Genomic DNA, 15,093 nt, shown 5'->3' on the forward strand with positions numbered 1-15,093 from the left:
TCGGTACTAGCTTTTTCTTTCGATTATCCTTCAAGCAATAGCTGTTCAGGATCTTCAAGTAGATTTTTAATCGTGACAAGGAACCCAACAGCTTCTTTACCATCGACAATACGGTGGTCGTATGAAAGAGCTAAATACATCATTGGACGGTTTTCAAAGCGTTCTTCATCAATTGCAACAGGACGAAGTTGAATTTTATGCATACCTAAAATTCCAACTTGAGGACTGTTTAAAATTGGTGTTGAAAGCAGAGAACCAAATGTTCCTCCGTTTGTGATCGTGAATGATCCACCTTGTAATTCATTGAGCGATAATTTGTTATCTCTTGCTTTTTTCGCAAGATGACCGATTTCTTTTTCAATTCCAGCAAATGATAGTCTGTCTGCATCACGGACAACTGGTACCACAAGCCCTTCATTGGCGGCTACAGCAATACCGATGTCATAGAATTTTTTAATGACAAGCTCATCACCTTGAATTTCTGCGTTGAGAAGTGGATATTTTTTAAGTGCTGCTACCACTGCTTTTGTGAAGAAGGACATGAAGCCCAGTTTCACATCGTTTTGTTCAAGGAAGGCATCTTTCCGACGCTTTCTTAGATCCATGACAGCTGTCATATCGACTTCATTAAATGTTGTCAGCATCGCTGCCGTTTGTTGAACTTCAACTAAACGTTTTGCAATGGTTTGTCTGCGGCGTGACATTTTTTCACGCTCAACTGGTTTCCCTGCTTGATCATTTTGCACCGCAGCATTTGCTTTTGGCGCGGCTTTCGGTGCACTTGCAGGAGCTTCATTCTTTTGGTAAGAAGCTACATCCTGCTTTCGTACCCTGCCCAGCGGATCTGCGGTTGGAATCTCAGATAAGTCTAACCCCTTCTCTCTTGCTAGTTTTCTAGCTGCTGGAGAAGCGATCGTTCTGCCATTACCAGATTTCGGCTCTTCTTTTGCTGCCTCTTCTTTTTGTTCAGCTGCTGGTTCTTCTTTCGAAGCTGGTGCAGAATCTTGCTCAGGTGCTGGAGCTGCGGACTCGCTTCCGCCAGCTTCACCTGCTGCAATCGTTCCGATGACTTCTCCAACTTGGACAGTGTCACCAGAATCTTTCAGTACTTCTTTTAGAACACCAGATTCTTCAGCTGTCAATTCGACATTGACTTTATCTGTTTCAAGTTCTAACAGGTATTCCCCCTGCTCAACATAATCGCCCGGCTGTTTTAGCCACTGAGCAATTGTTCCTTCCGAGATTGATTCCGCTAGTTCAGGTACTTTAATTTCCGCCATTTTTCATTTCCCCCTTAGTTTTTGCGAGTCAAGCTATCAGATACAATTCGTTCTTGTTCTTTTTTATGAACAGTTGGATCACCCTCAGCCGTACTTGAACGTCTTCTGCGGCCGATGTAACGTACTTTCACTTTTTCAGATGCAATTTCACGTAAATATGGCTCAATATATCCCCAAGCGCCCATATTTTGCGGTTCTTCTTGCACCCATACGATTTCTTCTAAGTTCGTCAGTTTTGATAAAATGGCTTTAATATCTTTGGCTGGGAATGGATATAATTGTTCCACTCTCGCAATATGAAGCCAATCTTTTGGGTCTTCCATTTGAGTAAAACGATCACTAATATCGATCGATACCTTCCCGCTCGATAGCACAAGGCGTGTTACTTTTTCATGATCATGCACAAGGCCCGGCTGTTCAAGAACTGGACGGAACTGTCCATCTGTTAGTTCTTGGACTTCGGATAATGTGTTCGGGTTACGAAGCAGACTCTTCGGTGTCATGATGACAAGAGGACGAATCTCTTCACGAAGCAACATTTTCGCCTGTCTTCTAAGAATATGGAAGTATTGAGCTGCACTTGTCAGGTTCGCAACTGTCCAGTTATTCTCAGCAGCTGATTGCAAGAAGCGTTCTGTTCTTCCACTAGAATGTTCTGGACCTTGTCCTTCATATCCATGTGGCAAGAGCATCACAAGCCCTGACTTTTGTCCCCACTTGGCGCGGCCTGCTGAAATAAATTGATCAAAATACACTTGAGCCGCATTTGCGAAGTCTCCAAATTGAGCTTCCCAAATCACTAATGTTTCAGGAGAATAGACATTATAACCATATTCAAACCCGATGACAGAGCCTTCTGACAGTGGACTATTATGGACTGTAAATGATGCATTTGCATCACTCAGTTCATGAAGAGCAATGAATTCATCACCCGTTTGACTGTCGTGAAGAACAAGGTTTCTTTGAGCAAATGTACCTCGCTCAGAATCCTGTCCGGTCATTCGAATCGGCGTACCGTCTTTTAATATAGATGCAAATGCAAGTGCTTCACCAAGTGACCATTCCACTTTGCGATCATCTGTAAACACTTTTGCACGTTTTTCAAGGATCCGCTTTAGCTTACCGAATACTTGGAAGTCTTTCGGCCAGCTAATCAATTCTTCATTCAGCTTTCTTAATACATCAAACTCTACAGATGTATCAACTGCAGGGAAACCGTTAGATACAGGCTCTGGCAGTTCGATTTCTTGAATCGTATGTTCTTTCTTTGAAGGCACTTTTTTATAAGCTTCTTCAATTTTTGCCGTGACAGCCTGCTCAATTTCTTCTCTTTGTTCTTTTGACAGAAGGCCCTCAGTGACAAGCTTATCTGCGAAGATATTCTTGACCGTTTTGTGCTTTCTGACCGCATCGTACAGCATTGGCTGAGTAGTAGAAGGCTCATCCATTTCGTTATGGCCATATCTGCGGTAGCCAATCAAATCAATTAAGAAATCCTTTTTAAACCGTTTACGGTATTCTACCGCCAGCTGAACAGCTGCTAAACAGGCTTCTGGATCGTCTGCATTGACGTGAACAATTGGAATCTCGAAACCTTTTGCAAGGTCACTAGCGTATTTCGTTGAACGAGATTCATTGCTTTCTGTGGTAAATCCAATCATATTGTTGGCAATGATATGGATCGTTCCCCCCACTTGATAGCCGACTAATTGACTTAAATTTAATGTTTCTGCGACAATTCCCTCTCCAGGAAATGCAGCATCCCCATGAATTAAGATGGCTAACGCTTTTTCAACGTCTTGAACTGGATAGCCTTTTTGAGTACGCGATTCTTGCGCTGCACGAGTGCTTCCTTCAATAATCGGGTCAATAAATTCCAAGTGACTTGGGTTATTGGCAAGTGTGACTCTTGCACTCTTTGTATCTTCATCTTTGATTTGGCGGTCAGCACCGAGATGGTATTTTACATCCCCTGTCCATCCGTAGCTGATGCCAATAGAGCCTTCTGATGGTACAAGCTCTTTATTAGGTGCATGCTGGAATTCTGAGAAAATGATCTCATATGGCTTTCCTAACACATGTGCTAATACATTTAAACGGCCTCTATGTGCCATTCCAATGTTAATATTTGAAGTCCCTTGTGTAACAGACTCGGATATAATTTCATCAAGTACTGGAACAAGTGCGTCTAATCCTTCTATAGAAAAACGCTTTTGTCCAACAAATGTTTTATGAAGGAACTGCTCAAATTGCTCGACTTCTGTTAATCTTTTGAGTACAGAAACTAGTTTATCTGCTGGTTTTTTCTTAAATAATTCGCCAGACTCAATAGATTTAGAGAGCCAGTTTCGCTCTTCGAAGTCATGTACATGATCAAACTCAAATGAAATGGTACGCTTATACGTATTTCTCAAATGGTTAATGGCTTCTATGCCGTTTGAAATGTGTTTAGGTGCATCTGGACTAATAATTGATATTGGAATATTCTTAACGTCTTCTTCAGTTAAACCGTATTCCTTTAATGGAAACAGCTCTTGTAATTCCTTTTCTTTGCGAAGAGGATTGACGGAAGCATTTAAATGGCCATACGTTCTGATGTCTTCTGCCAGTTTAACGACTGATGCTATCTTTTGGATTTGTTCAGAAGTAACTACGCTATTTTCTTTTTTCCCAATTTCCTCCTTCATTTCACTCGGTGGTGCACCAAGTTCATCAAATATGCCTCTTATGTCTTCATCAACACTAGTAGGATCTTGGACATATTGATCGTAGAGCTCGAGCACGTAGCCGAGGTTCGGACCATGAAATTCTTCCCAACTCAACGGTTGTTTCACATCATTTTGAAACATTTTGAACACTACCCCCAACTTTGATCATCAAGTGATTGAACACTATCTCGATATAACTTCCAGAACACAATGACCAAATTTATGTAATAAAACGCTTCCAATCATATTCTACCACTGTTTCGGATTACTTTCTACATTCTTTGTTCAATTAAAGATAAAAAATTCAAAGAAAAACAAAAAATTTAAATCATTCCGAAAAATATTTTAAAGAAAGGGGCAAAACCTTATGCCCCAATGCTTTTATGCAGCAATTTCTTGAGTAATGGATAGAGCACATCTGGCAATGTATCGACATCCGGTACAAAAATGCTGAACTTGCCATACATATCTTGGATCGTTTTCATCTGCGCCTCTTCAATCGGAGAATTGGATAAAAACACATTGATCACTTCAATTCCCTTTTTTCTCGCTTCGAGAACCGCTTCATGTGTATCCACGATCCCATTTTGTTCGTAGCTGAATGCAGCCGGCTCTCCGTCTGAGAAAACAATGAGGAATTTTTGCTCTTCTCTTCGTTTTAAAATCATTTTTGTCATTTGGCGAATCGCATATCCATCCCGGTTATCCTCTTCTGGCTCAAGTGACATAATGGATGGTCCTGCGTCAAATAAGGAATCTTTGAACGATACGACGGTGTTAAAGTAGTTCGGTTGACTTGTTTCAGTTGCGTCATTTGTATCTTCCCAGAACCCTACAATTTGATGAGGTACCTGAACTGATTTTAATGCTTCATGAAACAGAACAATCCCTTTTTTTGTCTCATCCATCTTGTCAAACATACTCGCAGAGCAGTCAACTAATAAAGTGAACACAGCATCAATTTGAGAAGATGGCGCTTGTTTTTTATAAAATAGTCGAGGATTGGACTCTGTAAAATAACGAATGAGCTTTTTGCTGAGACGTCCTGCATGAAGATCTGTTTTTGGCCATGATTTTTTATGCTCAAGTGTTTTTTGAATCATTTGTTTTAAGCGTTTCTGATAAGGCTCGATTGCCTTTGCGTGCTGCTTGTACACATCTATTTGGTCTGGTGCAGGAGGTTCTGGTGAAATCATGACTGGAAATGCATATTTGTTTTCTTTTCCATTCTCATGCGCATCTGCCCCGCTTTCTTCTCCTTCTGCCTCTTCTAGTGCTTCAAGCTTTGAATAGTCTTTTCGATGGGTTTGTTTGGCTGAACCTTGAACCGTTCCAAGCGCCTGATCTCCATCGTCACCTTCTCTTGCCGCATCTTTACCGAGATCGCTTTTACCACCGTGTTCTAAATCAAATTGAAGGAAACTTTTAGATGGTGCTTCTGTTTCTCTATGCCATACTTCCATATATTCATTATGGATGTCTTCATCCCCCTCTTTTTCCCGATCGACTTTTATATCCTCACTTAATTTAGGCTTTCTTTTGAGGTCATGGAAAAGCGGTTCTTTTGCCGCTTTTTCATAGTCCAATTCTGGGAAGAAAAAGTATGTATTCAGCATATCCTTTTCAAGGAGCTCATCGAAGCCTTCTGTCAATTCCTTGACAATGATGGCGATATCAGATGTCGAGCGTGCGTCATATACACGTTCAAGACTTGACTCAATAAACGGAATCATTGGATCTATCCGCTCATGAAGGGGTGGAATTTCTTCAAGCGGAGATTCGGCTGTCAGCTTCACGTATATCGCACAAAAGAGTGCATCTGTTAAAATACTGCGCTCTTGGTTAATCGTTAATTGTGTTTTAAAGTGACGTCTGTAAAGCTCTCTTCTTCGTTTAAATACCTTTTTTGTTCCTGGGCGGTCACGTTTAATCCGCTCTTCAATGCGGATATCTTCAAACAGCATAAACAATTGTTTGCACACATCAGGAATGGATAATGTGTGGGCATAGCGAATGATGTCTTCAAATACTGTAAGATCGCTATACACTGTCCCTACTGCTCGCAGAAACACATCACTTTTTAGGCCAGCCATCATATCCTCTTGATGACGATCATCCCAAAAATGGCTGATGAAAATTTTCTTTTCAAACGGTTCATAGTACGATTGAACACCGTATTCAAGCTCCACATCATCACTTTTGGCAAGTGTTTTGGCTAAATCCGTTAATTCCATAAATAGAAATGAATCGATTCTGCTGTCATTAAATTTGATGAATTTCAAAAGTCAGAACCTCACTCGAATAATGTTTGAGCGATATTTCTTACCGCTGCTTTTTCCCGGTCATCTTCTAGCTTCTCTACAATTCCTCGTTCAATTGCACGAAGCGGCGGGATATATTGCGCAAGATCACATGTATCTAACAGTGCGCGAATGGATGCGGCTTCTTCACTGACCTGTCCATTGTGTGCTTGGACGATGAGATCTGATGAGAGCTGTACGAATTGATCGATTAACCGCTCATCCTTTAATACGGATTGAGTGTGCAGTACTTCTTTTAAAATGCCACCGCCAATGTAAGGAACTTCAATGACAACAAAACGGTTTTTCAGCGCTTCATTGAGCGGCACTGTCCCCACATACCCCTCATTGATTGCTGCAATCACGCCAAAACCTTCTTCTGCTCTAACGACTTCACCTGTAAATGGGTTTGTCATCATTTTTCTGTAATCAAGCACACCGTTTAAAATAGGCAGTGTTTCTGGTTTTGCCATGTTGATTTCATCAATATATAAAAGGTGTCCTTTTTTCATTGCTTTTGTAACGGGTCCTTCAATGAATTCTATAGAAGCAACTTGTCCATCATTATGGATGGTTTTATAGCCAATAAGACTTTCTGCATCAAGGTCAACTGAGCAGTTTACACTGTGCATCGGCTGTTGAAAAAACGCGGATAAAGTTTCTGCTAGTTTTGTTTTACCTGAGCCCGTCGGTCCTTTTAACAGAACATTTTTTCCTAGGGCAAGTGCAATCATGGCATCTTGAATAATAGACGTATCTTGTGATTCATAGCCGCCTGTTCCGATGAGCGGACGAAATTCTTCTTCGAGAACTTTTCCTTTTGCTTCGATCATTGCTTGAATTTCTTCTGGGAGTGATGGTTGGTTAAACATATATGATTAATTCCTCTCTTCGATCATTTTCCTCACCAAGTATACTAAAAAAACCTTTATGCACTCAATACATAAAGGTTCGTCTTCTGTTATTTTACCATTTCTTTTGTGATGTCTCCGCAAGCAATGCGTTTCCCCGAGTTACCAGAAGGGTTGCTTAAGTAATCATCTGCTTCTGCATGGATGATGAAACTTCGCCCGTTTTGATCGATTAATTGATTTGGGCCTCCCTTTAACGTCACATCTGGTACATTCACGACAACATCAATTTGTCCATCTGCCCCTACCTCTAAATTAGGCATATCTCCAGCATGGTGCCCCTTTGGGTTGTCGAAGCCATGCTCTCTATGGGTCGGATTAAAGTGAGCCCCCGCCGTTTCAAAATCTGGCGTTTCACATATTCCTGTTTCATGAATATGAAAGCCGTGAGGACCTGGCGGCAGTCCTTTCGCTTTCACATGCAGATCCAGCCCATTTTCTGAGGACTCTCTTATTTCAATGCTCCCTATTTTTTGCCCGCTTTCGTTTATGAGTGACGTTGTGACTGGTGCTTGTTTAGGTGCGGCAACTTCTCTTGTTTCTTCTGTCGTTTCTTTTTTCGGCGGTGCATGACATGCTGATGCGGTAAAGATCAAACATATCATGATCATCCACACTGACTTTTTCATTTATGACTGCCCCCTTTTGTTATCAGTATGGACAATCACAGCAACGGGCAAACAAAAAAAGCCGAAAATCGGCTTTTTTAGAAGAAACGTTTTGCGCCTAGGTAGGCTTTTTTCCAATAAGGATTGCTTAAGTTTGAAATCCCTACTCCGCTGTCACTTGCATGAAGGAAATCTCCTCCACCTAGGTATAGTCCCATATGAGAAGGACCTGCTTTGTACGTTGTGAAATAAACAAAATCTCCAACTTGTGGTGTGCTGACAGGCGTCATCATATTCCAGTATCCTGCTGTACTCAATCTAGATACTGATGAAACCTTATTAATGAGATAGTAAACAAAGCCGCTGCAATCAAATCCAGCTGGTGTATTGCCGCCCCATCTGTAAGGAATGCCTGTGAGTTTTTTACCTTCTTGAATCATTGTCGTGATTTTTGCATTCATTGGAACGTCATTTTTATTATTGTTGACCGGTGTTGTTGAACCGTTTGACGTAGAACCATTAGATCCAGTTGAACCGGAAGCTGTTCCGTTGATTTTTAATACTTGTCCAATTCTAAGCACATCACTTTTCAAGCTGTTTGCTGTGCGGATTGATTGAACCTGCACCTTAAACTGATTCGCAATTTTCCATAATGAATCACCTGATTTAACCGTATAAGATGTGGTTTTACTACTTGAAGACTGATTGCTGTTTGAAGGCGTGCTAGGTTGAGCAGGTGCTTTCGGCTGACTTGGTTTTGACGTCACCGTTCCTTTTACCTTCAATACTTGATTTGGATAAATCGTATCAGATTTTAGCGAGTTCAATGTTTTAATTTCACCAATTGACATATTTAACGAATTGGCAATTTTCCAAAGTGAATCGCCTAATTTCACTTTATATGTACTAGATGCTGACGACGAACTATTAGAATTCGTTGATTTGTTACTTGAGCTAGAATTAGATGTTGAGTTTGAATTTGTTGACTGGCTGCCGCTCGTTTTCGCTGTTCCAGACACTTTCAGCTTTTGTCCAGGACGAATGAGGTCACTGTTTAAGCTGTTCAAACTTTTCAAACTTGCAACTGACATTTTGTGATTCTTCGCAATCAGCCATAATGAATCCCCAAGCTTGACTGTATAGCTAGATGTTGTTGAAGCACTTGATTTCGTTGCTTTTGAACTTGTTGATGAGCTGGATTTTGAACTTTTTGCACCAGGAATCTTTAAGCTTTGTCCTGCAAAAATCATCGTTGTTTTTAATTGATTAAGAGATTGAAGCTCCGAAATACTTGTATTGTACTGTTCGGCAATCTTCCAAAGTGAGTCACCGCTTTTCACCTTAATCGTCTGTGCTTCTGCCGGTGCAGCAATAACAGCTGAGCCAGCGATCGCTGAAACTGTGAGGCCGGTTACTACTTTTTTCTTCATAGAGGAATCTCCGCCTTTCATGATTTCGTCTAACAAGACTTATGTACTGGTTTTGAGTTTAGCATTTAATGGTTCTGCTTCTCTTGCACTATTTTATCTTCATTTCTATTATATTACTCGACATGAAGACGTTGGGCAATAACAAATAGGTTAAAGCAGCCAACTCAAAATGCTAAAACAAAACCATATCGTTTCTATCGGCTGCTTGCTGTATTTATAAACCTTTTTTAAGGAAATTTTAAATTGACGTTTAGAAATTTGTCAAAACATGCACACTGTTAGTTTCATAGTTCTATTCTACATGACAAATTTTTCTTTATCAAATGACTTTTTGCTCAAGTGGTTGTTTTCTCCTCAAATGAAAAAAGCATCCTTCCAAATGAAGAATGCAGCAGTTCGTTTTTATTTTCTTATTTCTGGATCTTTTACGGTGAGCGGATAAAGCACTCCTTCTTTCGCAAACGACATTTTCCCTGTTTCTTCTGATACGACAAGAACAAGTGCATCGGTCATACCAGAAAGTCCGATCGCTGCCCTGTGTCTTGTGCCAAGAGAAGGGCTGACTTTTTTTGAGGTGAGCGGTAGGACATTTGCAGCGGAGACAAGTGTATTTTCTTTGACTAAAAGAGCACCATCATGCAGCGGATTTCCTGGGTAGAATATACTCTCTATTAACGATGCACTAATTTTCGCATGGAGGTTTGTCCCTTTTTGTATATAATCCTCCACCTCATCTCTCCTTTGAATCACAATCAGTGCGCCATGCTTTTGTTTTGATAAGTTCTCAATGGCTAAAGAAAATTGAGCAAAACCTGGTGTGAATTCTTCCATATATGCTTGTAAATAAAACGAGGAAGCCTCTGCATGCATTTCATTAAACTGATCATGCAATGATTCGAGTTCACAAAGAAGGCATTGTTCCGTCTGGTCAAGCGATTCGACGATTTTCCTTGCATCCATCATAATTTGCGTTAAATGAGATTTCATTTCTAACTTAAACATCGCTTCTTCATTTGTGCGATTGATCATCTCACCATGTCCCTCCTTCTTTCGCTTGTGTCATAAAATAACAAATTGTGCACATTCTATTTGTATGGAGGTGAATTCAATATGACCATTCAAAAAGTGATTCAATATGCTTGCAGCATTTTAGGTGTTGTCAGTCTTTCTTTTATTTATGCCCAAATGTTCAAAAAAACGAAGCCCTCAAAGAAAAATAATCCGACGGAGAATTGATTTTTTTACATAGCGTGATATAATTCCTCTCGTTATTTCTGTTCAGAGAGGAACTTATGATGAGAGAAACGAATAGTATTCGAGCAAAGCTGTCACAATTTTTAACCATATTGATTCCGATTTTAATTACACAAGCAGGTCTTTCGCTCATCACATTTTTAGACACGGTGATGTCTGGAAAAGTGAGTGCAGAAGACCTAGCAGGTGTTGCGATCGGTTCGAGCATTTGGACACCTGTTTATACTGGCCTCGCTGGTATTTTAATGGCTGTTACCCCTATTGTGGCTCAGCTGATGGGTGGCGGCCGCAGGGAAGACGTTCCTCGTGCAGTCTTCCAGGCCATTTATTTATCTTTTCTTTTAAGTATCGTGGTGATTGTTATTGGATCGTTGTGTGTTCCTTTTATTTTAGGGAGACTTGGGCTTGAACCATCCGTAGAAACTATTGCCCGTCATTTTCTCAGCTTCCTTGCTATTGGGATCATCCCGCTTTTTGGTTATTCAGTCATGAGATCGTTCATTGATGCATTAGGAAAAACACGTGTGACGATGTTCATTACGTTAACCGCACTTCCTATTAATTTTGTTTTAAATTATCTCTTTATTTTTGGAAACTTTGGGTTTCCAAAGCTTGGCGGTGCAGGGGCTGGTCTTGCATCTGCGCTGACGTATTGGGCGATTTTCATCATGAGTATTTGTATTGTCATCAAAGCCGAACCGTTTGCATCCTTTCGGTTGTTTCAGACATTACCTCGTTTTAACGTCTCCCGAATGGGTCAAATACTGAAAATCGGTATCCCTATTGGGTTTGCGATCTTTTTTGAAACAAGTATTTTTGCAGCTGTCACGCTCTTAATGGGTCACTTTGATACCGTGACAATCGCCAGTCACCAAGCAGCGATGAACTTTGCTTCTATTTTATATATCCTGCCGCTTAGTATCTCAATGGCTTTAACGATTGTTGTAGGTTTTGAAGCCGGTGCCATGCGGTATAAAGACGCAAAAAGCTACAGCTATATTGGCATTGCAACAGCTGTTTTGTTCTCATTATGTACTGCAGCACTCATCTTGTTATTTAGACCTGAGATCGCTGGTTTATATACAACTGAATCAGCTGTTTTACAAATGACACAGCACTTTTTGATGTATGCGATCTTTTTCCAGCTGTCTGATGCGATCGCTGCACCCATTCAAGGGGCTCTGCGCGGCTATAAAGATGTGAATTACACACTGATTGCTGCGTTTGTCTCTTACTGGGTCATCGGCCTTCCAGCAGGCTACTTGATTGGCACGTATACCTCATTTGGAGCGTTTGGTTATTGGGTTGGGCTGATTACTGGGCTTGCCGCAGGTGCCATCGTCCTATTTGTTCGTCTCAGGTTGATTGAGAGACGTATGCATTCTGATACAACAGGAAAAGGCAGCTGACTGAAGTCAGCTGCCTTTCATTTAGTCATTCCATTGATACGTCCAGAAAATTTCTTCATCAAACCATTTTTGGACGACTGGTTCTTTGTTTTTCAACTTTTGTTCAAGCTCTCTTAGCATGCCTTCTGTTTGTGTTCTATGCGCTCTTAGTGCATTTAATTTGATATCGGCTACATCCGTAATATCAATCACAATATCGGCATTTCCTAGCACTTCTTCTCGATTTTTCGTAATGGCCATGCAGTATGTGACGGGACGGTCTTCTTTTTTCTTGCGGTATAGAGCACGAATGACCGCTTCACCTGTTGCATCATGATCAGGGTGTACGCCATGACCTGGATAAAACGTGACAATAAGAGTTGGTTTCACTTCATCAATTATGCGTTCCATCACATCCGCTAAATACTCATCATCTTCAAATTCCAACGTTTTATCTCGAAGACCAAGCATTCGCAAGTCTGTGACATCCATTTCTTTACATGCATTGATTAATTCCTGTTTTCTTAATTCAGGAAGTGTCTCACGGTTAGCATAAGTTGGACTTCCCATATTTCTTCCCATTTCTCCAAGTGTCCCGCATGCATACGTCACTGGAATTCCACGTTTTCTGCTTTGCGCGATGAGCCCTGCGACCCCGAAGGATTCATCGTCGGGGTGAGGCAGCATCACAAGTACATGTTCGTTCATCACTGTTCCCCTCTCTCCTACACCTGAAATGGTGTTTCACTAATTTGTAATGAGATCGCTAGTTTTCCGTCTGGCAGGTGTCCTGCTAACAGCAGGCGACCTTGTTCATCAAACACGTAATCGGTTAAACCTTCTGCGTAAATCCAGCCATCTTCTGTTTTCATCCCGACACGGTATGGACCTTGTCCTTTTATTTTTGCCTGTGAATAGACGACTTTTGCGTTGCGGATATACGCCACGACCGTCATATTTTGCTCATTCACATGCGCTGAATAAGAACCAGTTGTCGTTTCAAGATGAACGAAGACTGGCCGATTTAAAAACGATTCAAGATGTGCTGTGACATCTTCCGTTTGAATTGGTTTCATGAGTGGTTCCTTCCTTCATTTTGAATTAGTTCTCGCAGCTTTTTCGTATGTAAGCTGATCAGCTGTAGTTGATGACCCTGTTCAATCGTGCTTTCTAAAATTCTTTCCACAGCGAGTACATACTTTTGATGTAATGACTTTCTTGCGCGAGGATGGGTGCGTGCATCAAGCAAATCATCTCGTATCGCCTCGTGTAATGAAGTCATATCCACTACATCAAGCTGCCGATTTTTCCATAAAGATTGATAAGCGTGTGCAAGCTCATCGACTGATGACATGTGATCACCTCTACAGTTTTGGTAACAACTTATTATGACATGATCCGCCTGCAAAAAAAAGCAAACTGCTTCGTCTCTTTAATGAGAATTCGCTGTTTTTTTCATTCGCAGTTGAGAGGTTGTAAATAGTAAAATCGCCACCCAAATACAGAGGAATGTCACGATTTTTGCTGCAGATAAGTGTTCGTGATACACAAACAGCCCCAAAAAGAGTGTAATGGTCGGTGCAATATACTGCAAAATACCAACTTGGTATAAAGGAATTCTTTTGGCCCCTTCAGAAAATAAAAGAAGCGGTACAGCTGTAAAGACACCTGCAAAAAATAATAGCCCAAGAGAGCCGAAGCTGCTCGGATTCATCGTGACAACAGGTTCTTTTAAGAAGAAGAATAAGTAAACAAGCGCAGCTGGTGCAAGAAGCAGTGTTTCAATGGTTAATCCAATGGCACTCGTAAAACTCATTCTTTTTTTAATCAGTCCATAAAACCCAAAACTAAAAGCCAATACGAAAGCCACGACAGGAAATGAGCCGTACTGAACAGTTGAGATGATGACACCAGCTGCAGCAATGAGAATGGCGGTGGTTTGCATTTTATTCAGTCGTTCTTTTAAGAAAATGATGCCTAGTAAAACTGATACAAGCGGATTAATATAATACCCTAAACTCGCTTCCAGCATCAGATCGTGATTTACAGCCCAAATGTATACATACCAGTTGACCGAAATTAAAATAGCCGATAAAAGTAATGAAAAAAGTGCTTTTCCATCTATCATCAGACCTTTCACAGTCTGCATCGCTGGACGGACTTGCTTTAAATATAAAAGAATACCGCACATAAAAACAAAGGACCATATGATTCTGTGCGCTAAAATTTCGCCTGACGAAATATGCTCCATCAGTTTCCAATATAATGGGAACAATCCCCATAATGTAAAAGATGCAGCCGTATATAAGACACCTTTTGATTGTTGTTCGTTCAATCTAACCATTCCTTTCTAAACCTATCGTATATTATAGCACGCACATCACATTATGGGCATATACTAATTCAGGGCATTTAGAAAGGATGATTTGCATGTTTGACTGGAACCGATTATTCCCTTTTCAAAAGCAATTTTCAAAAGAAGCGTTAAAAAATTCAGATCCTAAAGACGTTGAGCAATATGTCAATCAAGTCATGGAAAGTGTTTTCGGCTCCAATTATTCTGCTCAATTCCCCTTTCAGGATCCGCTGTCTCAGAAGCAGAAAGAAAGAGAGACAGACGATAAAAAAAAGAAAGAGCCGAATGTTGAAGTATTTGAGACGACAGATCACGTGTTTGTCAAAATAGAGCTCGATCGTCCGAACACGGAAAAAGTAAAAATCAAACATACAGCCAATCTGCTGTTTATTGATCATTTTCCTGAAGAGAATAAACAAAAGAAGGTTGTCCTGCCTGCTGCTGTGAAAAGAAAAGGAACGAAGGCTTCGTATCAAGATGGTATTTTAGAAATTATGTTTTTAAAGCATGATGATCCAGGCATTTCTGAAATTGATATTCCATTATAAAAAGCCTGCTTTGAAATGGAAGCAGGCTTACTCTTTTTTCTTAATAATATGGTGGATATCCGCCGCCATAAGGTGGTGGAACAGGCGGTGGTGGAGGCGGGTAATATGGACGAGGATAATTAAAAATCGCACTTCCTAGAAATCCGCCAAGCAGTCCGCCGACTAAAGGAGCGCCAAAACCAAAAAACAAAGGGACTCTAGATTCATATGGCGGAATGCCAGGGGCACCGCCTCGAAAATACGGAGTATGAGGGTACATGCTTTTCTCCTCCTTTGTCATGTGCCTAACATCAGCATATTCATTAGAAGA

Annotated in this window: 15 protein-coding genes; 3 read left to right on the forward strand and 12 right to left on the reverse strand. The window is 40.8% G+C overall.

Annotated features, from left to right (window positions below; genetic code table 11):
* Window positions 1–23: 23 nt before the first annotated feature.
* The 7 genes from odhB to cdaS all read right to left on the reverse strand — a co-directional run bounded on the left by odhB (window position 24) and on the right by cdaS (window position 10,266).
* Window positions 24–1,280, reverse strand: a complete 1,257-nt coding sequence (odhB, locus tag ACTJKA_RS10150) for a 2-oxoglutarate dehydrogenase complex dihydrolipoyllysine-residue succinyltransferase (RefSeq protein ID WP_007500721.1) — start codon at window positions 1,278–1,280, stop codon at window positions 24–26.
* 14 nt (window positions 1,281–1,294) lie between these two features.
* On the reverse strand, window positions 1,295–4,129 hold the full coding sequence (gene sucA / locus ACTJKA_RS10155) for a 2-oxoglutarate dehydrogenase E1 component (protein ID WP_019743271.1): 2,835 nt from the start codon (window positions 4,127–4,129) through the stop codon (window positions 1,295–1,297).
* A 224-nt stretch (window positions 4,130–4,353) separates the two neighbouring features.
* Window positions 4,354–6,270, reverse strand: a complete 1,917-nt coding sequence (locus tag ACTJKA_RS10160; protein ID WP_336750035.1) for a vWA domain-containing protein — start codon at window positions 6,268–6,270, stop codon at window positions 4,354–4,356.
* Window positions 6,271–6,281: 11 nt separating this feature from the next.
* The gene (locus ACTJKA_RS10165) at window positions 6,282–7,160 is read right to left on the reverse strand and encodes an ATP-binding protein (RefSeq protein WP_017367449.1); all 879 of its coding nucleotides are present in this window, start codon (window positions 7,158–7,160) and stop codon (window positions 6,282–6,284) included.
* Window positions 7,161–7,249: 89 nt separating this feature from the next.
* A complete protein-coding gene (locus ACTJKA_RS10170) occupies window positions 7,250–7,828 on the reverse strand; it encodes a superoxide dismutase family protein (protein WP_322535766.1) in 579 nt (192 codons plus the stop codon).
* A gap of 77 nt (window positions 7,829–7,905) precedes the next feature.
* Window positions 7,906–9,237 (reverse strand): C40 family peptidase, encoded by a 1,332-nt coding sequence (locus tag ACTJKA_RS10175; RefSeq protein ID WP_171465492.1) that lies wholly within the window; start codon window positions 9,235–9,237, stop codon window positions 7,906–7,908.
* A 402-nt stretch (window positions 9,238–9,639) separates the two neighbouring features.
* Window positions 9,640–10,266, reverse strand: coding sequence for a sporulation-specific diadenylate cyclase CdaS (gene cdaS / locus ACTJKA_RS10180; RefSeq protein WP_171465493.1), 627 nt, complete (start codon window positions 10,264–10,266; stop codon window positions 9,640–9,642).
* Window positions 10,267–10,347: 81 nt separating this feature from the next.
* On the opposite strand from cdaS, the gene ACTJKA_RS10185 reads away from it, so the two are divergent.
* Entirely contained in the window at window positions 10,348–10,473 is a 126-nt protein-coding gene (locus ACTJKA_RS10185) for a hypothetical protein (RefSeq protein ID WP_003215647.1), read from the forward strand.
* A 59-nt stretch (window positions 10,474–10,532) separates the two neighbouring features.
* Entirely contained in the window at window positions 10,533–11,900 is a 1,368-nt protein-coding gene (locus ACTJKA_RS10190) for an MATE family efflux transporter (protein ID WP_017359498.1), read from the forward strand.
* A 21-nt stretch (window positions 11,901–11,921) separates the two neighbouring features.
* Here the strand turns inward: ACTJKA_RS10190 and bshB2 are convergent, their stop codons facing one another.
* The 4 genes from bshB2 to rarD form a co-directional block, all read right to left on the reverse strand.
* A complete protein-coding gene (gene bshB2 / locus ACTJKA_RS10195) occupies window positions 11,922–12,587 on the reverse strand; it encodes a bacillithiol biosynthesis deacetylase BshB2 (RefSeq protein WP_007500738.1) in 666 nt (221 codons plus the stop codon).
* 17 nt (window positions 12,588–12,604) lie between these two features.
* Window positions 12,605–12,955 (reverse strand): YojF family protein, encoded by a 351-nt coding sequence (locus ACTJKA_RS10200; protein WP_008346474.1) that lies wholly within the window; start codon window positions 12,953–12,955, stop codon window positions 12,605–12,607.
* Window positions 12,952–13,233, reverse strand: coding sequence for a hypothetical protein (locus ACTJKA_RS10205; protein WP_008346472.1), 282 nt, complete (start codon window positions 13,231–13,233; stop codon window positions 12,952–12,954). Before ACTJKA_RS10205 ends, ACTJKA_RS10200 begins: the two co-directional genes overlap by 4 nt.
* Window positions 13,234–13,311: 78 nt before the next feature.
* A complete protein-coding gene (rarD, locus tag ACTJKA_RS10210) occupies window positions 13,312–14,223 on the reverse strand; it encodes an EamA family transporter RarD (protein WP_034646492.1) in 912 nt (303 codons plus the stop codon).
* An 86-nt stretch (window positions 14,224–14,309) separates the two neighbouring features.
* Between rarD and ACTJKA_RS10215 the strand changes: the two genes are divergently transcribed.
* Window positions 14,310–14,783, forward strand: a complete 474-nt coding sequence (locus ACTJKA_RS10215; protein WP_008346468.1) for a germination protein GerT — start codon at window positions 14,310–14,312, stop codon at window positions 14,781–14,783.
* Window positions 14,784–14,823: 40 nt separating this feature from the next.
* On the opposite strand, the gene ACTJKA_RS10220 is transcribed toward ACTJKA_RS10215, so the two are convergent.
* The gene (locus ACTJKA_RS10220; RefSeq protein WP_003215921.1) at window positions 14,824–15,042 is read right to left on the reverse strand and encodes a hypothetical protein; all 219 of its coding nucleotides are present in this window, start codon (window positions 15,040–15,042) and stop codon (window positions 14,824–14,826) included.
* Between the last annotated feature and the right edge of the window lie 51 nt (window positions 15,043–15,093).

The sequence above is a fragment of the Bacillus sp. 22190 genome (assembly GCF_052045575.1).
Lineage (GTDB): Bacteria > Bacillota > Bacilli > Bacillales > Bacillaceae > Bacillus > Bacillus altitudinis.